The sequence below is a fragment of the Streptococcus oralis genome (assembly GCF_001579525.1).
Taxonomy (GTDB): Bacteria; Bacillota; Bacilli; order Lactobacillales; family Streptococcaceae; genus Streptococcus; species Streptococcus oralis_M.
In genome coordinates, this window is sequence record NZ_KQ970788.1 from 243,869 (window position 1) to 265,830 (window position 21,962).

Sequence of the window (21,962 nt, forward strand, 5' to 3'; positions counted from 1 at the left end):
TTATTTTCTATTTAGGAGATTTTGAAACTCCCTTAATCCTTTCATATCAAATTCTGGCCCATCCAACTGGTCAATCATATCAGAGAGACTTTGCTCGACAGCTGCTAGCTCTTTGCTGACATCTTCAAAAGTTTCTGAGTATTTATCCGCTACTCCTGTGACATGTTTTATCAGCTGAGTAAATAAGACATCTGGTAATCGATTCAGCTGATCAACGACCGGAACAATCCATTTCTTCTCAAGCAGTTCATTTGCCTCCTCATCTGACAAGTTTTCAATAACTTGCTTCGTTTTCAAATGAAGCTCTTTCTCTGCTTTCTTAACTATAGCAGCTAGTTGCTTTTCTTCGTCTTGAAGTTCAATGACATTCTGTAAAGTAGCCTCAAAGCTTCCTTCCTCAAAAACTATTTGACTCTGCAACAACCGGATATAGCCTTTCACCTTAACTGCTCCGTAAGTTTTGTCTTTTAATGCCTCCATTGATGACCAGGATACCTCAGGGTGAGCAGCTATAAAATCCATTTTTTCTGCTTTCTGAGCTTTCCTATCTAACAGATCGAGATAAGTTCTTAAAGTCGAAATCTCCAAGCTATCCACTTCGGTATAAATATCTTCCAGCAACAGATTGACTTCCTTAGTGATAAAACCATCTTGCTCGTCATTTAAAATCTGGAGTTCTTTTTCTTCTTCAGAAAGATTATCAATCAATTGAACATATGTATCCTTAATATCCTGCAACCTAGCTTTTTGCGCTTTTATCTGGTCCAATTCTTCTGTAAGGTGGACTTCCTGAACCAACTCAAAAGGTAGTATTCGACCTATCCAGCCTTCCTGTTGTTCTTCTGGTTCTTTTCCCTTCTTTTTCTTTATGACAATATTTGGATCCACGCGCTTAACAGTTTGAAAACCTTCAGTCTGAATCATCTCCAAATCCTGAGAAATTTCCTGCCATCCATCGTCTAAAAGTTGATAAGCAGTGTAAGGATCAACTATGGGATAGTCATATAAATTCTTGAATAGCTGCTGACTAATCACAGACTCGGCCTGGGGTAAAGAAATAGATAAAGCCTGAACTACCAAATAGTCATATAGGTATGCAGAAAATGATTCAAAGCTCTGATGATAATCAAATAAGAATTTTTTTATATCCTCATTATTTAAAATCACTTGTTTTAAGTCTGGACTTTTAAGCTCGACATAAGGAGACCCATCATCTTCAAAAAGGTCAGAAAATAGACCGGGAAAAGCACACCAAAAAGGATCTAATTTGGTCAGCTCTGATTTAGGAATTCCTCCATACATAGAAGCATAAATATCCCAAGATTCCTGAGGTTCAGATGAATCAACATAACGTGGGATGTTAAGGTTATAGTCTTGCTGGCGAAGCTCTTCTTTTGATACCAGACGAGAATATCCCTCTATCGTTTCACGATTATTCACGATATCAACAATCTTCTTAATATCAGAAGCACGAAGTTGGTTGTTTTTTCCTACTTTTACAAAGCCTTTAGAGGCATCTACAATTAAGATATCATCTCTATCTCTATGCTGTTTTAGCACCATAATAATCGTAGGAATCCCTGTACCAAAAAAGATATTTGAAGGCAAACCAATAATTGCATCAATCTTATTTTTTTCGATTAAATTCATACGAATTTTTCTTTCTTCGCCCCCTCGAAAAAGAACGCCATGAGGAAGAACAATAGCCATAATGCCATCCGGCTTTAAATGGTATAAATCATGAAGCAAAAAAGCATAATCTGCTTTGGTTCGAGGAGCTAAACCAAAACCAAAGTAGCGGGGATCATCTTCTTTATGTTCAGAATCCCATTTCTGCGAATAAGGTGGATTTGAAACAACAGCATCAACGTAGAGTGGATTATAAGTATTAACAGGATCGTTTTCATTAAAATAAGGCCAGTCATCCTCCAAGGTATCCCCGTTTCGAGTGATAATATTGGATGGCAAAATTCCTCGCATAATCAAATTCATACGTGTCAAATTGTAGGTGTTGCTCTTTAATTCTTGGGCATAATATTGGATTTTATTTTCCCCTTGGATAAATTTTGAAGCAGATTGCCCGATGTTGATGAGCAAAGAGCCCGATCCACTAGTCGGATCATAAATTTTAATCTCATCTTTATCATGGAGATGATGGGCCACAATTTCAGAGATTAGTACAGAGACTTCGTGAGGGGTATAAAACTCCCCTGCCTTTTTACCAGCATTTGCTGCAAACATGCTAATCAGATATTCGTAAATGAAGCCCAAAACATCATAGTCTCTTCTCCCTTCCATGGGAATTGACTTAATTAATGTAAGAAGTCTGCTAATAGCTTTTGTCTGAGAAGCAGATGATTCTCCAAGCTTACTTAGGCCAGTTTGGAGAGTATCAAAGACACCATCAAAAACATGTTTATGCCCTTTACCAATTAATCGATTAAATGCTGACAAGGCATCTCGAACATTCGATACATCGAAATCAACCCCTTTTTTAATCCAAGTAGAAAAGAGATTATCATAACTGATAAAATAACCAATTTTTTCTTGTATATATTTTACAGTTTCTTCATCAGACTCTGATAAATCTGATAAATCATCACCATATCCTTCTTGAGAAAGGAATTGTTCTTCTTTATCTGATAAAAACTTGTAAAACATAAACCCTAAAATATAATCTTTATATTCGTTGGCTTCTATTTTAGAACGCATTTCATTGGCTGATTCCCAAATTTTTGCAGCTAATTGTTGCTTATTCATATTTGTATCCTATTAATCTAAAATATATTTACTCTCTATTATACCACAAGTAGCAAAAAGCAGTTCTTCATTTTACGAACAACTGCTTTTACTAACTATTTTTTATGCTTATAGTCACTACTTTACATATAAATCTTTAAAGTGACCGTCCAATTCTGCTATCTGATAGAGCAAGTGGGACAGTTCTTGGTAATCTTCTTTTAAACATGAAAGGTGGGCTTGGCTAAATAGAGTAGCCAATTCTTCTTTTAATCTTGCCCCTTCTGGATTATGATCTTTTAAGAACTTACTGAGGTAGAGATTTCGAACAGCCGCAAGTTTGAAGCTGAAATACTGATGCAATTGTTTTTGTTCTGTATTTAAGCCGTTTTCAGCAACTGCTTTTGCATAACATTCCAAAACACCGTTTTGGCCATTCAAATATCGTTTCTTCATAATCCTTGCTGTTTCTTGATAGATTTCAGTCTGACTAGGACTCTTGACCTTCTTAAAATTTCCCCACATGGAGTAGGCTCCACGCTTATAGTCAATAGCCTCTGCCTTCCAGGCTTCTAGTATGTCATTAAAAGCAACCTTCATACAGGCAAAACCAGCTGGATCATGCAAATAAAGGTACTGCTCATCAATACCATACACGGTTACAAAATGATCCACACCATAAAGGATTGTGTGATTGGGGTTGTAGGTCAGATGGCCCATATCAAGAGGTCCCAGTACGACAGGTCCATTGAACAGAAATGTTTCCAACTTTCTTTTAATCTCTTCCAAATCTACTTCTGCTCCATTCTTTAGATAGAAATCCTCATAGTCAAATCCAAGTATTTTTAAAGAATGAGAGATAGAAAGATCTGGCATACCATTATCAAAAAATACTAGAGGGTGCTGCTCATCTTCCTTTACGATACTAGCGCCATTTCCCATTACCATAATTGCCTCTAAAAACTCTGCTTTAAAGTCATAACCATAGCTATCCAGTGCCATTGCCAATGAATAGCTATAGCAAAGTGACACATCTCCAAAATACATCTGCATATTCATGCCTCCTTATCTTCTATGGGACTATTATACCGAGAAAACTATTCGCAAGCCCCATAAATTCCAAACAAAAAATATGGGTATTTGTGATCTATAGTCATGAACTTCAACAAGAAAACTGGCTGTTTCTCTCAACAACCAGTTTTCGATTTTTAAGCTAATTCTTGACTATTCTTCTTATGAAAGAAAAGCGAGGCGATAGCCAAAATAGCAAATGCTAGGCCAACATACCAGTAAGGTTGGTCTAAGGTCGTTGAACGACCTGATAGACTGACAATACCTCGAAAGAGCATTCCGGCTGTTAGGACTGCAACTGCCGAGTTCCACAAGTTTAGGCTGATTCGTCCTAAGTTTGGCATGATTTTCAACAAAAATGCAAGTATGGCGCCTCCTAGTAGAGGAACTGCAAAGAGATAGTGCATATGAAGCGAGGTCTCCCCAAAACTAAGGGATTCGTAGATACGGCTAAATGCAAAGAAGAAAATAGTGAGAAGACTATAGCCAACGAGTGTCTTTTTGAGGCGTTTGTTTTTGATTTTAGTAACCAATGTAGACAATATCACTCACCGCCCTTTCTGATATCTTGCTTCCACCTGTAGTCGGTTTATTGATTACCTGACCGTTAAAGTAGAGAGTTGAGGATCCACCACCATCAAGGTTATAGGCTGTCTTCACTCCGTAAGATTTCATCACTTCTGCCATCTGGTAAAGTGATAAGCCTTTGCTTTCAGAGGTACGACCATCCGAAACGACGATGATGTAGTGATTTTCATCGATAATCCCGATAGCTGTACGAGGATTCGATGACATGGCCTGACCGACTTCTGTATTGGTATCAACAGATATTTCTCCATTCTCAACTAGAGACGGACCAAATGCCAGTAGATTGACGACACCGTCCTGAACCAACTGATTGGCTGAAACTTGGTCCTCGTAGATGATTTTAAAGGAGCCGTCCTTGTAAATGGCAAGGTCACCGTTACTAGCATCTTCACGTACACTGTCCCGATAGACAACTCCATTACGTATAACATAACCAGAGCTATTGGCTCCATAGTAGTCCCCGTTGACAGCAAGAATAGCATTGTTTTCAGCAGCGGTTACAGAGGTTTTAGCTGTGACATTAGTTCCATAGGAGTTTTGAGCTAGAGCTGTCTTCAGATAATCCGATGAACTGAGAGTTATGTCTGCCACATAGACTTGCGTTTCATTCATAGTCTTTTCAGTTAGGTTGACACTGATATTTCCATCTGAATATCTGGTATCCGTCACATGAGCATTTTTTGCTGCCTGACTTGCTGCTGCAGTGTCAGATGTGGAGCTGGTATTGGATACTGTAGAAATCGTTTCAGCGAGTACAAAGGTCTTCAACATCGAATAGGTAAAGGAACTTGTCAGAAGCAAGCCCAAGACCGATGCGTATAGATAGAGTTTCTTTAAAACTTTCATAATGGGCTACAGGTCCTTTCTTTGAAAATAAAGCGAGTTTGAACTGTCCAAGAGAGGATGAAGAGCATAATTCCGACAAGAATCTTCGCGATTAACAAGTCGACTCCAAGACCAGAATTAAAAAGTCGAATCAAAATGGTGTCTAAGATAAAGAGACCAACTGCTAGTCCGAAATAGCCTGATCCTGTTTTAAAACTGCTCGCCTTGTTCTTAAAGACCAATTTTTTGTTGGTAGAAAAGTTAAAGATGGAGCTAGTCACACGTGCCAAACCATTTGAGAGAAGAACACGCAAACCTGTCGGAATAAAGCTCAAGCATAGAATAGAGAGAGCGTAGACCACATAATCTACGATAAAACTACTAAAAGACGAGAGCGCAAACTTTAAAATATTTTTATAAATCATCAATCCATCTCGAATAGGCCGGAAGTGAGAAGCCTCATTGTCGTTGATATAGACTGTTTCAATCGGAACTTCTAAGATTGGGTAGACTTGACTTGCTTCAAGGAGCATGTTCATCTCGTATTCATAACGTTGGCCTTCTATCTTGAGCATGAAGGGAATCATATCTGTTGAAAAGGCACGTAATCCTGTCTGTGTGTCGGATACAGCAACACCCGTTTGCAGTTTAAACAAGATGCGAGTCAAGCTATTTCCAAAACGACTACGCAAGGGAACCTTGCCTGTAAAGGCACGGACACCAAGAACAAGTGTATTAGGATTTTCATTTGATTTGGTCAAACTACGAAAGATGTCCCATATCCTATGCTGGCCGTCTGCATCTGCTGTAACCACAGTCCCTGGTTTATTGAGAAACTGAATGTGCTCAAAAGCTGTTTTCAGAGCTTGCCCTTTTCCTTGATTGACCTGGTGGCGAAGGACCGTCGCAAAATTCGCTGCTCGAGCAAAAATGTCTTGGCATTTTGCCGAACTTCCATCATCAATGACAATGATGCAAAAATCGCTCTTATTGTGAATCTTTTCAATCAATTTGATGAGATTGTAGTCAGGTTCGTAAGCCGGGATAACTAGATAGTTCATATTTACACCCCTTTCTTTGATGATTGGAAAAGTATACAAGTAAATGCTTAAAAATTCCTTATACTTAAATAAAAGTAAAATCAGATTTATTGTTTTTCTTAGAAATTCCAAATCCAAATAAAGAAAAGCTCTGTAAAAGCTATCTTCTACAGAGTTCAATTTGCATCTTTATAAATTGTCAGATAATGTTCTAGTTCTTAATCACTGGTATCCAGAGTTCCATTTGATAGTCAGGTGACAACATGTCACCTTCGGTATAGACTTCGAAGTCTGATGAGCCTGAGTGGCGATAGCCTGTTTCAGGGAAAAAGACCTCCAAGACATATTTCCAAGCATTGTGAATACTAGCTGGTATAGGACCTTTGACTGGGACGATAGCATATTCAGCTTCTGGAATTTCTTTGATGGACAGACCTAGTTCTTCTGCTTTCGCTTTATCCACGACATCATAAGCGGCCATATAGTTGATGATTTCGCCTTCTTTGACATCCGAGCAGACACCAAAGGATTGCCCACTACCCAAACTTTCTAGGTTTTCAACGCTGTGATTGTTATAGAGATTCTCCCAAGCGGACGGGCATTTGCTATTGTCAATCGCTTCCAATAGGACTCCCGCTACAGTAAAAGTGGCTTTCTTTTGAATCTTGATATCCATGTTCTTTCCTCCTGTAATCTTTAAGGATAATTGAAGTCTAGGAAAGACCCGATAAGGTTTTCCATTTCGAACTTCTGAGGGGGTTGCACCATGAAATTTCTTAAAAGCTGCGCTGAAGGCATCCGCAGACTCATAGCCGTATTTCATTGCTATGTCAATGACTTTCTCAGAGCCTTCCCGCAAGTCTGTCACAGCTTCTGATAGCCTGCGATTGCGCAAGTATTCTGCTAATGTCATATCTGCCAGGATAGAAAATAGCCTGCTAAAGAGAGGGTAAGAATAGCCCGATAGCTGCTGAAATCTTTTCATATCCACTTCTCCAGTTAGTTGCTGCTCCAAATACTCCATGGTTTGATTGAATTGATGCATCATATTCGTTTGTTCTTACCTCCACAAGATACAAAAGTCCTTAAAAGCAAAGTGAAAACAGAAAAATTGACGCTATATCTTCTAGTTCTAGAAATTTTCTCTTTTTCGAACAGCTTTTAGACCGTGTTCAATTCCATCTATAGTCTATCAGATATCAGATACTTACGCCCTAGATTCTTTGTACAAGATTTAAAGGTTCAAATCCTTATAACTTATCTTTTAATTTCTCAACAAAGAGATAAGCTGCTGGGCAGGTCAAGGTATTCTTAATCGTCAAATGATTAATTTGATGGATTTTTTTACGATCTGTATGGGGGAATTCACGGCAGGCCTTTGGTCGAACGTCATAGATAGAACAGAGATTGTCTCCTCCTAGAAAGGGGCAAGGCATGGATTTGAAAACCTTATCTCCATCTTCATCCACCTGCAGAAATTCCGCTTCAAAAGCCGGTAATTTCATCTTAAAGTACTTAGCAATACGGGTGATGTCTGCCTCTTTAAAGTCTGGTCCCAAAGTCTTGCAACAGTTAGCACAGGCAGTACAATCTATCTCAGCAAAAACTTCTTGGTGAATCTGCTGCGCAATCTTATCTAAGTTTTTAGGAGGTTTTTTCTTTAGATTAGCTAACACTTTGCGGTGCTCCTTCTGCTTTTGCAGTGCTAGTTGGTGGTAATACTCAATATCAATCTCTTTAGACATAATTGCTTCCTAATACAAGTGTTTTTGTCTATTATACCATAAACTCTGCCCCTTTCTTATCCCCTTGAACAGAAAAAAGCCCTTCGGAAAAAATCCGAGGGGCTTCAAACCTTGTTCACTGAACTAGATTATTTTTTAAGGTTGTAGAATGATTTCAATCCACGGTATTCAGCTACTTCACCAAGTTGGTCTTCGATGCGAAGCAATTGGTTGTATTTAGCGATACGGTCTGTACGTGAAAGTGAACCAGTCTTGATTTGTCCTGCGTTAGTTGCAACTGCGATATCAGCGATTGTTGAATCTTCAGTTTCACCTGAACGGTGTGATACAACGGCAGTGTAACCAGCTTCTTTCGCCATTTCGATAGCGTCGAATGTTTCAGTAAGAGTACCGATTTGGTTAACTTTGATAAGGATTGAGTTAGCAGCACCTTCTGCAATACCTTTTTCAAGGTAAGAAGTGTTTGTTACGAAGAAGTCGTCACCAACCAATTGTACTTTACCACCAAGACGTTCAGTAAGAGCTTTCCAACCGTCCCAGTCGTTTTCGTCCATACCATCTTCGATAGTGATGATTGGGTATTTGTTTACCAATTCTTCAAGGTAGTCGATTTGTTCTGCAGCAGTACGTACAGCGGCTCCTTCACCTTCGAATTTAGTGTAGTCGTAAACTTTACGTTCTTTATCGTAGAATTCTGATGAAGCACAGTCAAATCCGATAAATACATCTTTACCAGGAACATATCCAGCAGCTTCGATCGCAGCAAGGATAGTTTCAACACCGTCTTCAGTTCCTTCGAAACGAGGAGCGAATCCACCTTCGTCACCTACGGCTGTTTCCAAACCACGAGATTTAAGGATTTTCTTAAGAGCGTGGAAGATTTCAGCACCCCAACGAAGAGCTTCTTTGAATGATGGTGCACCAGCAGGTACGATCATGAATTCTTGGAAAGCGATTGGAGCGTCAGAGTGAGAACCACCGTTGATGATGTTCATCATTGGAGTTGGAAGAACTTTAGTGTTGAATCCACCAAGGTAGCTGTAAAGTGGGATTTCAAGGTAGTCAGCAGCAGCACGAGCTACAGCGATAGACACACCAAGAATTGCGTTTGCACCCAATTTACCTTTGTTAGGAGTACCGTCAAGTGCGATCATAGCACGGTCGATAGCTTGTTGGTCACGTACATCGTAGCCGATGATTGCTTCAGCAATGATGTTGTTTACGTTGTCAACAGCTTTTTGTGTACCAAGACCACCGTAACGAGATTTGTCACCGTCGCGAAGTTCAACTGCTTCGTGTTCACCAGTAGAAGCTCCTGATGGAACCATACCACGTCCGAAAGCACCTGATTCAGTATAAACTTCTACTTCAAGTGTTGGGTTACCGCGTGAGTCTAGGACTTCGCGAGCGTAAACATCAGTAATAATTGACATTTTTTACTCTCCTTTGAGTTAAATTTTTTACACCTCTATGATACCTTAAAAATAAGCGTTTTTCAAGAAAAAACGTTATCTTTGTGCAAATTTTCCTTAACTTTATAAAGTAATCGCTTTCTTTTGTCTGTTTTCTTGCGATTTTTGTGATATACTGTTTTTATGACAGATTTATCAAAACAACTACTAGAAAAAGCTCATGGTGGCCCGAAATTAAACCCTGACGAACAACGCCGCTATCTCGGCACTTTCGAGGAAAGAGTTCTTGGCTACGCGGATATCAGTACTGCCAATAGTTCTGAATTAGAACATGGATTTTTCCCTATTTTAGAAAGTTTTCAAGAAAAGGTAGAGATACTTTTTGTGAAGATCTCACCAAATATCGAGTTTGACAAACAGGTCTTTTACTTAAAGCAAGCAAAGGAAAGCAACTGTCAGGCGACTATTGTTTCAGACGATCACATCACCTCTCCTTTCGGTCTTGTCATTCATACAAATGAACCTGTTCAAGTAGACGAAAAGGACCTCAGACTTGCTTTCTCAGACCTCTGGGAAGAGAAAAAGGCAGAGGCTCCTAAAAAATCCATCTGGAAAAAATGGTTTGGTTAATCCTTCCTCAAATTTAATAAACGACCAATATTAGTAGCTGTGTGCTCCAAATAGAGACTTGCATTTTTCAGACTGTCTTCTAAAGGCTCACTTTTCTCTAAAATGGAAAAGGCTGCTTGTATATTTTCGAATGGTAGGGAAGGTAAATCCTCGGAAAGACTACCACAAATAGCAATAACTGGAACTCCTTCAGGAGTTCTTTTTGCTACACCGATAGGAGCTTTTCCAACAAAGCTTTGACTGTCCAGTCTACCTTCTCCAACAATAACCAAGTCGGCCCCTGCAACTTTCTTGTCAAAGTCAATCAAATCTAAGCAAGTGTCAATCCCAGATACGATAGTGGCCTCAGCAAAGGCACAGAGCCCAGCCGCAATCCCACCACCAGCTCCCGCTCCTTTAAGAGATAAGGTTGATGGCGAAAGTTTTTCATAGAACCGCTGTATAGCCAGATCTACTATCTCAAACAAAGCAGGATCCAAGCCCTTTTGTTTTCCAAATGTATAGGTCGCTCCTTGATGACCACATAAAGGGCTCACGACATCTGCTAAAATGCGAATTTTCACATCTTCAGGAATTCTATACAACTCGCTATCTGAAACTGACTCGAACTCAAGCAAAGTCTGACCGCAAGCAGGCAATTCTTTTCCCTTCTTGTCATAAAAACGATAACCTAAACCAGCAGCAATGCCAATTCCACCATCATTACTTGCGGTACCGCCAACACCGATATAGATTTCTTTCATTCCAAGTTCTATGAGGTGACGAATCAACTCTCCGATACCACGAGTTTGGATGTGGAGAGGGTTTCGTTTCTCCTGCGGAATCTTTCCAAGACCAACCAAGTCAGCAACTTCGAAGAGCGCTATTTGATCTTTCTGAAAGTATCGCATTGATTCTTTTAGCCCAAAAGGTCCTGTCACCTCTTGCCATTTTTCTTCGAGTTCAAGAGAATGGCGAATAGTATCTACAGTTCCTTCCCCACCATCACCAACAGGACAGAGCAGACATTCTACGTCCGATATTGACTGTTCGAAGCCTCTTTTTATAGCTTGAGCGACCTCTTCTGCCGTCAAACTTTCTTTAAAAGAATCAGGTGCGATTACAATTTTCATAGTTCCCTCTCATTCTAAGAAATCAATCAAAGGAAGAACTTCCAAAAAATCCCTCGTATCTACATGACAAGCTATCTCTGCTTTTACGACCTCTTTGGCACAAAAGGCTATACCGTGGCCTGCTGTCTTTAACATCAAGAGGTCATTGGCACCATCACCTATAGCAATCGTTCTTTCTTTGGGTAGTTCTAATTCCTTTCTCCATTTCTCAAGAGTAGCATTTTTTACTTGACCTGTCACAATTTCACCAACTAATTTTCCTGTTAAAAAACCGTCTTTGACTTCCAACTGGTTAGCAGAGAAATAGGAGATACCAAGGGATTCTGCCAATCTCTCAACTATTGGTGTAAAGCCACCAGACACTAGACCGACGAGGATGCCCTTCTTTTGAAGAATGGAGATAAATTCTTGAGCATTCTTGGACAGGTGAATGGATTTTAAGACAGTATCAAAGACCAAAATTGGAAGACCTTTTAACAAAGCCACTCTTGCTCTTAAACTTGTTTTAAAATCCAGTTCACCTCGCATTGCCTGACTTGTAATTTGCGAAATTTCGGCTTCGCAACCTGCTTCTCTTCCTAAAAGATCAATCACTTCCTCTGCTATCAGGGTGCCATCAACATCCATGACACACAAGCCTTTTACTTGAGACATAAACTTTCCTTTCTAAACAGCCCAAAAATCGTATGAAAGAATCATACGATTTTATCTATTAGTTGACTAAACTATGGTACAAGTCCAGGTAAGATTTGCAGGCTGTATCCCATGAGAAATCACACTCCATAGCTTGTTTTTGTAGATTTCTCCAAACTTCCGGCTGGTACTTATAAACATCCAAGGCTGTTTGGAAACTCCAGTTAAGCCAGTATGGTGTTAAATTGTTAAAGCTAAATCCAGTTCCAGTTCCTTCGATCGGATTGAAGGATTGAACCGTATCACGCAAGCCACCCACTTCATGAACCAATGGTAGAGTTCCATAGCGCATCGCCATCATTTGAGACAAGCCACATGGTTCAAAACGACTTGGCATGAGGAAGAGATCACAAGCTGCATAGATTTCTTGAGCGAGCTTGACGTCAAAAGTGATATTTGCTGATAGCTTATCAGGATAGACTTGAGCAAACCAGGAGAAGGAATGTTCAAAAGCTGGGTCACCTGTTCCCAAAAGGACTATTTGAACGTCCTCCTGTAAGAAACGATGCAAGCTTTCTACCACAACATCAAAGCCTTTTTGGCGCGTCAAACGAGAGACAATCCCAACTAGAGGAACATCTGCTCTCACAGGTAGACCAACTCTCTCTTGCAATTTTGCTTTGTTTTGAGCTTTTCCAGACAAATCTTCCTTATCAAAATGATAGTCTAAAAGTGGGTCTGTTTGAGGATTATAAAGATCTGCGTCAATACCATTGACAATCCCTGAAACCTTACCTGACTCCATGCGAAGAATCTGGTCCAAACCGCAACCAAACTGACTGGTCATGATCTCATGTGCATAGCTAGGGGAAACGGTTGAGACACGATCCGCGTAGAGAATACCTGCTTTCATCCAGTTAAGGCAATCATTCCAGCGAAGGGTGCCATCAGCGTAGCGTTCAAACCCAACACCGAACAAATCCCACAACATTCCTTCAGAAAATTGACCTTGGAATTCCAAATTGTGAATGGTTAAAACTGTTCTGATTCCTTGATATGCCTGAATCCAATGGTACTTTTCTTTTAACAAGAATGGAATCATGGCTGTGTGGTAATCATGAACATGGAGAAGGTCAGGGATAAAGTCGATGCGCTCCATGGCCTCAAGAGCGGCCAGTTGGAAAAAGGCAAAGCGTTCACCGTCGTCAAAATCACCATACACATGGCCACGGAAGAAATAATACTGATTATCAATGAAGTAGAAAGTAACCCCATTTAAGACAGTTTTTTTAATACCACAGTACTGTCTACGCCATCCTACACTAACTTCAAAGTGGAGAACATCCTCTATCTGGTCACCGAACTTTGCTTCTACCATATCATAATAAGGCAAGAAAACTGCAACTTCGTGCCCCGCTTTTACAAGTGATTTGGGAAGTGCACCGATGACATCGCCCAAACCACCTGTTTTTGAAAAGGGTGCTCCTTCTGCCGCTACAAATAAAATTTTCATGAATAAATGTCCTCTGTTACTGTTTCACCCTTCTTCACTACAACTGGATGTTCTGCTGTTCCTCGAATGACAACACCGTCCGCAACTTCAACACCTTTATCTAATACAGCATACTCAACTTGGGCACCTTGACCAATCACAACACGAGGGAATAAAACGCTGTCCTTCACCACACTATCTTTGTGAACATAAATGTTACGAGATAGAACTGACTGAACTACTTCACCCTCAATGATACTACCAGAGGCAAACTGAGAAGTACTTACTTTTGAAGTATTCGCATAGTAGGTTGGTTCTTCATTCTTAACTTTGGTATAAATCTTTTGATTTGGTGAGAAGAGAGAGTAGAACTTTTTAGATTCAAGCATATCGATGTTTGCTTGATAATAGGACTGAACAGAGTGAATGTTTGCTAAGTAGCCTGTGTATTCGTAAGCAAACGCTCCTTCTTTTACAGCCAAATCGCGGAGAACATAGCGCAACTTTTCAGGATATTCTTTCTGAGCCTCTTCTTCAAGTCGTTCAATCAACCAAGGAGTGTCCACAACAAAGATATCTGTAGACATGTTGAAGAGTTCATCCGTAGATTTGTTATCAAAGAGTTTGTGCGAACGAACATGGTCAGTTTCATCAATTTCCAAGATAGCATTCACATCAGAAATGTCTTTCTTAGGAAGTTTCTTATATACAACTGTGATCGGACCTTTCGTTGTATTGTGTAGGTGGAAGACTTGATTCAAGTCAATATTCACCAGCACATCGCAGTTAATCGAAACAGTTTGGTTTGAACCTGAACGTCTCAAGTAGGTAAGAAGCTGTTGGTAATACTCTTTTCCAACTGTACTGCTTTCAACACGAGTATTATAAATTCCTAGATAGTAGTGACTTAGAAGGGTGGACAAGCCCCACTCACGACCTGAACGGATATGGTCGAATACTGAGCTGATATTATCTTGTTGGAATATACCAAAGATACTACGAACACCTGCATTTGCAAGACTGGAAAGGGGGAAGTCAATCAAACGGTATTTCCCACCGAAAGGCAAGCTAGCCACCGGACGGTGTTCTGTTAACGTTGACATATCATGAAAACCAACTGTGTTTCCTAAAATGGCTGAATATTTATCAATCTTCATCTGTTGCTACCCCCACTACTTCATTGTATCCTACTACTTGTACTTCATCCGTCCCATCAATCTCTACACCATCTGCAATAATCGCACCTTCACCAATAATCGCACGAGTGATTTTTGCGCCGTGACCAATAACAGCCCCACTCATGATGACAGAATCAACGACCTCAGCACCTTCACGTACTTGTGCTTCTGTTGATAGAATCGAACGTTTAACCGTTCCATCTACAAAACAACCATCCACGACCAATGAATCCTCAACGTGTGCATGCGCACCAAAGTAGTTGGGTGGTGAGATCAAGTTTCTTGAGTAAATTTTCCACTGACGATTACGGCTATCCAAGGCATTTTCTGGCGAAATATATTCCATATTGGCTTCCCAAAGTGACTCAATCGTACCAACATCTTTCCAGTAGCCATTAAATTCATAGGCATAGACACTTTCACCAGACTCGAGATAGTTAGGGATAACGTTCTTCCCAAAGTCTGACATATCCACATTGCTCTTTTCAGCAGCAACAAGCATATTGCGAAGTCGTTTCCAGTCAAAAATATAAATCCCCATAGAAGCCTTTGTAGACTTAGGTTGCGCAGGTTTTTCTTCGAATTCAACGATACGGTTATTGGCATCTGTATTCATGATACCAAAACGGCTAGCTTCTTTGAGAGGTACGTCTAAGACAGCTACTGTCAAACTGGCATTGTTATCCTTATGTGACTGAAGCATATCATCGTAGTCCATCTTGTAGATGTGGTCACCAGAAAGAATCAAAACATACTCAGGATTAACACTGTCGATGTAGTCAATGTTTTGGTAGATAGCGTGACTAGTCCCTTCAAACCAACGGTTTCCTTCGCTGGCTGAATAAGGTTGTAAAATAGAGACACCTGAACCGATACCATCCAATCCCCAGCTAGAACCATTTCCGATATGGTTGTTCAAAGCGAGAGGTTGGTATTGCGTAATCACACCAACATTATGGATTCCAGAGTTTGCACAGTTGGAAAGAGCAAAGTCAATGATACGGTAGCGCCCACCGAATTGCACTGCCGGTTTGGCAATGCTTTGAGTGAGTTTTCCGAGACGTGTTCCTTGCCCACCCGCAAGGATCAAAGCTAGCATTTCATTCTTCATTTTCTACTCCTTTATAAAGACATGTGAACGTTAAAATCGAAAGAAGGTCGGAAGTCAAACTTTTTTATAAAAATAATAGGAAATCCATTTCTCTTGTGTTTCAAGTCCAATACAAGTACATCCGTTTTTAAAATCTAAAAAATATCATCAACAGCCCATTATTCTTTTTTCTTAGCTGGTTTCAAACGACGCTTGATCTTCCAGATGCTTGCTCCCATGGCAGGCAAGGTAAAGGTCAAAGTCTGCTCATAATCTTTCCATAAGCCTTCTTGAGTCTGAACTGTTTGATTGTGCTCTTTCCACACACCTCCCCATTCTTCTAATTCTGTATTCCAAACTTCTTCGTAAATACCTGCAACAGGTAAACCAATCGTAAAGTCCTTACGTTCAACTGGTGCCATGTTAAAGACACAGACTAACATTTCGTCTTTCTTGCCCTTACGAATAAAGGAAAGGACACTCTGATCTCTATTATCAGCATCGATAATCTCGATACCATCATAACTAGTATCAATTTCCCAAAGACAGCGATGGTCTTTATAGAATTGATTGAGTTGAGAAGTAAAATGCTTCATCTTGGCATTCATCGGATCTTCTAGATTAGACCATTCCAACTGCTCCTCAGACTTCCACTCTAGGAATTGCCCGTACTCACTACCCATGAACAAGAGTTTCTTACCAGGATGACAAATTTGATAGGTGTAGAGGTTGCGCAGACCAGCGAACTGATTGTAGCGATCTCCCCACATCTTATGCATCATACTCTTCTTGCCATGAACCACTTCATCATGCGAGAAAGGTAAGAGATAGTTTTCATTGAAAACATACATAAAGCTGAAGGTCACAAGATTAAAGTCATACTTGCGATAAATCGGATCTTCCTCGTAGAAACGGAGAATGTCGTTCATCCAGCCCATATTCCATTTATAGTCAAATCCAAGGCCGCCCATTTCTTTCATACCAGTAATCTTTGTCGCTGATGAGCTTTCTTCTGCAATCATCATGATATCTGGATGAGCTAACTTAATCACTGTGTTCAACCGTTGAAGGAAATAATAACCCTCGTAGTTAAGGTTTCCACCGTCTTTGTTTGGAGTCCAAGGAGCATTATCATAATCTAGATACAGCATATTGCTCACTGCATCGACCCGAATACCATCTAAGTGGTAAAAATCAATCCAAAATTTAATACTTGAGATCAGGAAAGACTGAACTTCATTCTTCCCAAGGTCAAAGTTAAGAGCTCCCCAACCGTAGTTATGGGCCTTGTTGTGGTCTTGGTATTCAAAAGTCGGAGTTCCATCATAATAAGCAAGAGCATCATCATTGATAGTGAAATGACCTGGAACCCAGTCCACAATTACACCGATGTTATTTAAATGGCATTCTTCAACAAAATCCTGAAATTCTTCTGGTCGCCCATAGCAATGTTCTAGAGCAAAATACCCCATGAGCTGATATCCCCAACTCAAACCAAGCGGATGCGCCATTAAAGGCATAAACTCAATGTGAGTATAGTTCATCTCAACAAGATAAGGAATCAACTCTTCTTTTAGTTGTGCAAAGCTATAGGGACTACCATCTGGATTTCTCTTCCAAGAGCCAGCGTGCGCTTCATAGATATTGACTGGACGTTCCGCAAAACCAAGCCGTTTTCTACGTGCTAACCAAAGGCCATCTTTCCATTTCTTTTCACGGATATTGGTCAGAACTGCTCCTGTACCCGGTCTAGCTTCAAAATAAACTGCCAATGGATCGATCTTCATAATCTGGTGACCATTTGCACGCGTGATATGATATTTATAAATCTGACCTTCCTGGGCTTGACTCGTAAAGACTTCCCAAACACCTGCTTCATTACGAACCATAGGAATCTGATTCTCAACCCAATCGGTAAAATCACCAACTAGATGAACTGCTTGTGCATTTGGTGCCCAAACCCTAAAGGTATAGCCAATTTCTCCGTTTTTCTCCTCTCTATGCGCTCCTAAATAATGCTGGAGGTGAAAATTCTCACCTGTAGTAAAGGTTCTTAATGCTTCTTGATTATTCATTCAATCCCCTTTCTTTTGTAAGCGTTTTCTATAATTCTATTATACACTCTTTTAAGATAACTTTCAAGTAATTTACGAAGGAAATCATATTTTTTTTATGAAAGCCTTCAAAAAATTTCCTAGCATTTTAGAAAAGATATCCAGAAAATAGAACACGAAACAATTTCCATATATTTTTTTAGTATAATACCAGAATATTCGTTTTTTATCAATTTTTTACTGTATTTTTTTGAAAAAATAAAAGCAGGAAGTTATTTTCCTGATTTTATAGATTATTTCACATCAAAAACAATGGATTTAACATTTGTCATCGCTTCGATACTATATTTAATTCCTTGTACTCCTGCACCAGACCCTTTTACACCAAGGAATGGGAAATTGTCTGGTCCACGCTGTGTTTTATTATTAATATGAACGGTACCCACTTCAAGTTTTTCAGCAATTTCAAACGCCTTCTTAAAGTCATTTGTAAAGACTGAAGATTGAAGACCGAATTCTGATTCATTAGCAATTTCTAGCGCTTCGTTGGCATCTGCAACTCGAATAATCGGTAGAACTGGTCCAAATGGTTCTTCCCAGGCTAATTTCATATCTCTTGTGACATAATCAAAAAGTCCTGGCCAAATGAGATTATTCTCACGTTTGATTGGGCTGAGCGCTTTGGCTCCTTTTTCCTGAGCATCTTCAATTAATCCCCAGATGAAATCAGCTGAAGCATTATCAATAACAGGTGTGACATCTGCATTGTCAAATGGATCACCGATAGTTAGCTTAGCAACTTCAGCCTGGAGCAATTCAGCCAATCTGTCTGCTACGCTTTCCACAACCAAAACACGTTTGATAGCGGTACAACGCTGACCAGAGTAGCTAAAGGCACCACCTACGATTTGCTTAGCTGCATTTTCTAAATCTGCATCTTCTAAGACAATTGCTGCATCTTTCCCACCAAGCTCCAGCATAATCGGGCGCATACCAGCCAAACGACCGATACGCTCACCAATCGGTGTTGAACCTGTAAAGTTAATGAAGTTCACTTCCTTGTGTTCGATGATGTAGTCTCCGATTTCAGAACCACGTCCAGTGATGGTGTTAAAGACACCTGCTGGGATTCCGGCTTCGTCAAATGCTTTAGCTAGCAAGAGACCAGAAATAGATCCTTGTGTTGGTGGTTTAAACATAACGACATTTCCTGCAATCAAGGCCGGAGCAATCTTAGATCCAGAAAGGTTGACTGGGTAGTTAAATGGCGCGATAGCTAACACAACTCCAACTGGCTCACGACGAACAACGGCTAGTTTGTTTTTACTTGCGGCTTCAAAACCGCCACCTTCCATTGCTTGTCCAGTGATACGGAGACCTTCCTCAGCTGCAAAACGAATCAAATCTGCTGTACGTACTACTTCTCCAATGGCTGCTTTAATCCCTTTTGCAACCTCCTTAGCAAGAATTGTACCAATTTTTTCTTTATCACGTTCCAAAATGTCTGCTGTTTTATGCAAATAAGCTGCACGCTCAACTGGTGCTAAATTACGCCATGCCGGGAGAGCTTCACGCGCTGCTTTCATAGCCTCATCTACTTCAGCCTGACTCATAGCTGGTACTGTACCTAGCTTTTCCTGATTGATTGGAGAATAGATGGCAATTTCATTCTCCGATGATTTCCATTTTCCATTCACTAAATTCTGATAATTTGTCAAATTCTCTTCCTCCTGAAAATGATTAAACCTTATTTTATCAAATTTTCAGAAAATTACAACCCCTTTTTGGAAAATATTGATATTTTTTCACAAACTTGATTCTTCAAATTATTTGAAATTTATTCCTAATAGATATTGGTTTTTCAATAAAAATCAAAAAAGGTCTAGATTTAACTAAACCTTTTTGTAGCATTTACTATGAAAGTACCTTCAAAACTGCAACGCTGATATCATCAATCACATTAGACTCTTGAGAACGACTATTGGACACCAGCATTTCAAGATTTCCTGCATTTTCAAAATAGAAGGAAGTGCCCTTAGCATTGAATACCACCAATAAGTGTTCTGCTCCACCGTGAATTTCGTAAACAATCCATCCACTATTTTCAGCAGCTGTATGGACGAAAACATGACGATAAACTTCTTCGTATGTAGGATAAGAGAAAGCACGCCTTTGTGTTTTTAGGCGAATAATCTGGCGAATAAAGTCAATGCTCTCTTGTCTCTCATTGATTAAATCCCAGTTGACCTGGTTGACACTATCTGGAGCATTGTAACTATTCATAGCCCGTTCTCTATCTGCCGGAGTCAGCTCACCATTTTCTCCTGTAGCAAGGAGTTTGGTGCGACCAAATTCTTGCCCCAGCTCTATAAAGGACATCCCTTGCATAAGAATACTCATCGCTGTTGCTGTCTCAACCTGACGCATAATCTTATCTGAACTGTGATCTGGATGAAGGGTTGCTAACAAATCATGCAAGTTGTAATTATCATGGGCTTCCACGTAGTTAAGAACTTGGTTTGGACTAAGATATGAACCCAACTCTCGGCTACCAAGAATAGCTTTGGCTACAATCGGTTCTGTAGCTGCACCGCTAACAAATCCTGCCTTGATTGAGCCATAAACTTCTCCTCCTTTGATGGCATCACGCTGATCATCATTAAAGAATCCAATATTTGGCATCTGGTAGGCATTGTCTTTCTTGGCCTTGTCATAAGGTGCAAGACCAGTCCCCATATCCCAACCTTCTCCATAAGTGATAATACGTGGATCAACTTCATCAAGTGACCAACGAATTGCCTGCATGGTTTTGACATCGTGAATTCCCATCAAGTCGAAACGGAATCCGTCAATATTGTATTCTTTCACCCAATAAAGGAGTGAGTCAATCATATACTTGCGGTACATTTCGTGTTCGCTTGCGGTTTCATTTCCAACACCTGTGCCGTTTTGGAAGGTTCCATCTGGATTCATACGATAGTAATAATCAGGAACAGTTGTTTGGAAAGGCGCATCTACCGTTGAGAAAGTATGGTTGTAAACGACATCCATAATAACACCGATTCCCGCATCATGATATGCCTGAATCATGGTCTTGAGGTCTCGAATAACCTGTCCAGGATCATCTGGATTACTAGAGAAACTTGGTTCTGGGGCATTGTAGTTTTGAGGATCATAACCCCAGTTATAGGTTACATTCCCATCCTCGTCGTATTCCTTATGACGATCAAAGATTGGTTGGAGCTGAACATAATTACAGCCGAGTTCTTTGATATAGTCAAAGGCTGTTGCTTGCCCATACCGGTTAACTGTTCCAGTCTGGGCAGCCCCAAGAAAAGTCCCTCGAAGATTTTCTGGAACTCCAGATGTCGGCGATTTTGTAAAATCACGAATGTGCATCTCGCAGATAACGGCTTTACATGGGTTTTCCAAACGCCAAGGAGCATCTGTCCCATGTTTGACTTTAAATCCTTCTACCTGTCTATCCTGCTGAGATAGGATGACAGAACGTTTCCCGTCAGGACTTGTAGCGATAGTGTAAGGATCTCGTGTAAAAGTCTGGTGGTGCGGAAACTCAATCTGATACTGATAAGCTTTACCTGCAAGATTTTCATCCAGGTCTACACTCCAAACACCAATGGTATTGTACTTATGACTGTATGAATAGCTATTCCCTCGCTCTAGATTAAAGGTTTTCCAAATCGGCGCGTCGTTACTTGTATTTTCATAAACGACCACTTGGACTGCTGTAGCTGTTGGAGCCCAGAGTTTAAAGCTTGTCTGGTAGTCTGAGATACTATAACCTAACTCTCCTTGGTATCCCCAATGATGATCAAAACTTTCACTGTGAAAAGCTTTATCAAAAGCAAACGGGTTTCGATCTTTATAGTAAGGACTTGCAATGGCTGGATTTTCTGAATAATAAACCGTCTCATCACCATCTAAGATCCAAACCTCAGTCAACAGTGGGTAATAGTTAAAACGTAGGAGATAGTCTTTTGTCTTTCCATCTATTTCGACAGAAAAGGTCAAAGTATCTAGCCTTTCTGCACTTGTGACTGTAAAGGAGAATTTTGCTCCAAAATAGTCATTTTCATAATACAAATTTTCTTTAATATCTGCCTGTTTTCTACTGAATGAACAAGCGGCATAATCCCCATTTTTTCGGTGAAAATGGATGACTACTGGGTATCTATACATTTCTTTTCCTAATTCCTAATTTCAATTTTATTTTTTTAAGTCATGCTGAAAAATTTAGCGGGAAATTCAGCACAATAGAGAATAGCATTAATAGATATAAAAACACATCAGGAAAGATAGTTCCAGACTATCTAACATCTAGTTTTCAACTAT

General features: G+C 40.0%; 17 protein-coding genes. 1 reads left to right on the plus strand and 16 read right to left on the minus strand.

All coding sequences use genetic code 11. From position 1 onward, the window contains the following. The 8 genes from SORDD25_RS01185 to eno form a co-directional block, all read right to left on the minus strand. Positions 1–2,760, minus strand: coding sequence for a type I restriction-modification system subunit M (locus SORDD25_RS01185; protein WP_061852315.1), 2,760 nt, complete (start codon positions 2,758–2,760; stop codon positions 1–3). Positions 2,761–2,877: 117 nt separating this feature from the next. Next, positions 2,878–3,792, minus strand: a complete 915-nt coding sequence (locus SORDD25_RS01190; protein ID WP_061852316.1) for a peptidase — start codon at positions 3,790–3,792, stop codon at positions 2,878–2,880. Between the two features lie 155 nt (positions 3,793–3,947). Further along, positions 3,948–4,358 carry a hypothetical protein gene (locus SORDD25_RS01195; RefSeq protein WP_061852317.1) on the minus strand — a complete coding sequence of 137 codons (411 nt, stop codon included), beginning with the start codon at positions 4,356–4,358 and terminating at the stop codon, positions 3,948–3,950. After that, positions 4,333–5,244 carry a phosphodiester glycosidase family protein gene (locus SORDD25_RS01200; RefSeq protein ID WP_061852318.1) on the minus strand — a complete coding sequence of 304 codons (912 nt, stop codon included), beginning with the start codon at positions 5,242–5,244 and terminating at the stop codon, positions 4,333–4,335. Before SORDD25_RS01200 ends, SORDD25_RS01195 begins: the two co-directional genes overlap by 26 nt. Then, entirely contained in the window at positions 5,241–6,284 is a 1,044-nt protein-coding gene (locus tag SORDD25_RS01205) for a bifunctional glycosyltransferase family 2/GtrA family protein (protein WP_061852319.1), read from the minus strand. Before SORDD25_RS01205 ends, SORDD25_RS01200 begins: the two co-directional genes overlap by 4 nt. Before the next feature lie 190 nt (positions 6,285–6,474). Beyond that, positions 6,475–7,311, minus strand: a complete 837-nt coding sequence (locus tag SORDD25_RS01210) for an AraC family transcriptional regulator (protein ID WP_061852320.1) — start codon at positions 7,309–7,311, stop codon at positions 6,475–6,477. Positions 7,312–7,513: 202 nt separating this feature from the next. Next, positions 7,514–8,008 (minus strand): YkgJ family cysteine cluster protein, encoded by a 495-nt coding sequence (locus SORDD25_RS01215; protein ID WP_000031476.1) that lies wholly within the window; start codon positions 8,006–8,008, stop codon positions 7,514–7,516. Between the two features lie 128 nt (positions 8,009–8,136). Then, positions 8,137–9,441 (minus strand): surface-displayed alpha-enolase, encoded by a 1,305-nt coding sequence (gene eno / locus SORDD25_RS01220; protein ID WP_000022821.1) that lies wholly within the window; start codon positions 9,439–9,441, stop codon positions 8,137–8,139. Between the two features lie 162 nt (positions 9,442–9,603). Between eno and SORDD25_RS01225 the strand changes: the two genes are divergently transcribed. Continuing rightward, a complete protein-coding gene (locus SORDD25_RS01225; RefSeq protein WP_061852321.1) occupies positions 9,604–10,050 on the plus strand; it encodes a DUF1694 domain-containing protein in 447 nt (148 codons plus the stop codon). On the opposite strand, the gene SORDD25_RS01230 is transcribed toward SORDD25_RS01225, so the two are convergent. From SORDD25_RS01230 to pulA, 8 genes are all read right to left on the minus strand, one after another. Beyond that, positions 10,047–11,162: a glycerate kinase gene (locus SORDD25_RS01230; RefSeq protein WP_061852322.1), complete on the minus strand. Its 1,116-nt coding sequence runs from the start codon at positions 11,160–11,162 to the stop codon at positions 10,047–10,049. The two genes, SORDD25_RS01225 and SORDD25_RS01230, sit on opposite strands and share 4 nt — an antisense overlap. A gap of 9 nt (positions 11,163–11,171) precedes the next feature. Beyond that, positions 11,172–11,816 (minus strand): phosphoserine phosphatase SerB, encoded by a 645-nt coding sequence (gene serB / locus SORDD25_RS01235; RefSeq protein ID WP_061852323.1) that lies wholly within the window; start codon positions 11,814–11,816, stop codon positions 11,172–11,174. A 58-nt stretch (positions 11,817–11,874) separates the two neighbouring features. After that, positions 11,875–13,308, minus strand: coding sequence for a glycogen synthase GlgA (gene glgA / locus SORDD25_RS01240; protein ID WP_061852324.1), 1,434 nt, complete (start codon positions 13,306–13,308; stop codon positions 11,875–11,877). After that, a complete protein-coding gene (glgD, locus tag SORDD25_RS01245; RefSeq protein WP_061852325.1) occupies positions 13,305–14,444 on the minus strand; it encodes a glucose-1-phosphate adenylyltransferase subunit GlgD in 1,140 nt (379 codons plus the stop codon). Before glgD ends, glgA begins: the two co-directional genes overlap by 4 nt. After that, positions 14,434–15,576, minus strand: coding sequence for a glucose-1-phosphate adenylyltransferase (locus SORDD25_RS01250; protein ID WP_061852326.1), 1,143 nt, complete (start codon positions 15,574–15,576; stop codon positions 14,434–14,436). The genes glgD and SORDD25_RS01250 overlap by 11 nt, the downstream gene beginning before the upstream one ends. 158 nt (positions 15,577–15,734) lie before the next feature. Further along, positions 15,735–17,630: a 1,4-alpha-glucan branching protein GlgB gene (glgB, locus tag SORDD25_RS01255; protein WP_061852327.1), complete on the minus strand. Its 1,896-nt coding sequence runs from the start codon at positions 17,628–17,630 to the stop codon at positions 15,735–15,737. Between the two features lie 272 nt (positions 17,631–17,902). Beyond that, entirely contained in the window at positions 17,903–19,327 is a 1,425-nt protein-coding gene (locus SORDD25_RS01260) for an NADP-dependent glyceraldehyde-3-phosphate dehydrogenase (RefSeq protein ID WP_061852328.1), read from the minus strand. A 196-nt stretch (positions 19,328–19,523) separates the two neighbouring features. Continuing rightward, entirely contained in the window at positions 19,524–21,809 is a 2,286-nt protein-coding gene (gene pulA, locus SORDD25_RS01265; RefSeq protein ID WP_061852329.1) for a type I pullulanase, read from the minus strand. Between the last annotated feature and the right edge of the window lie 153 nt (positions 21,810–21,962).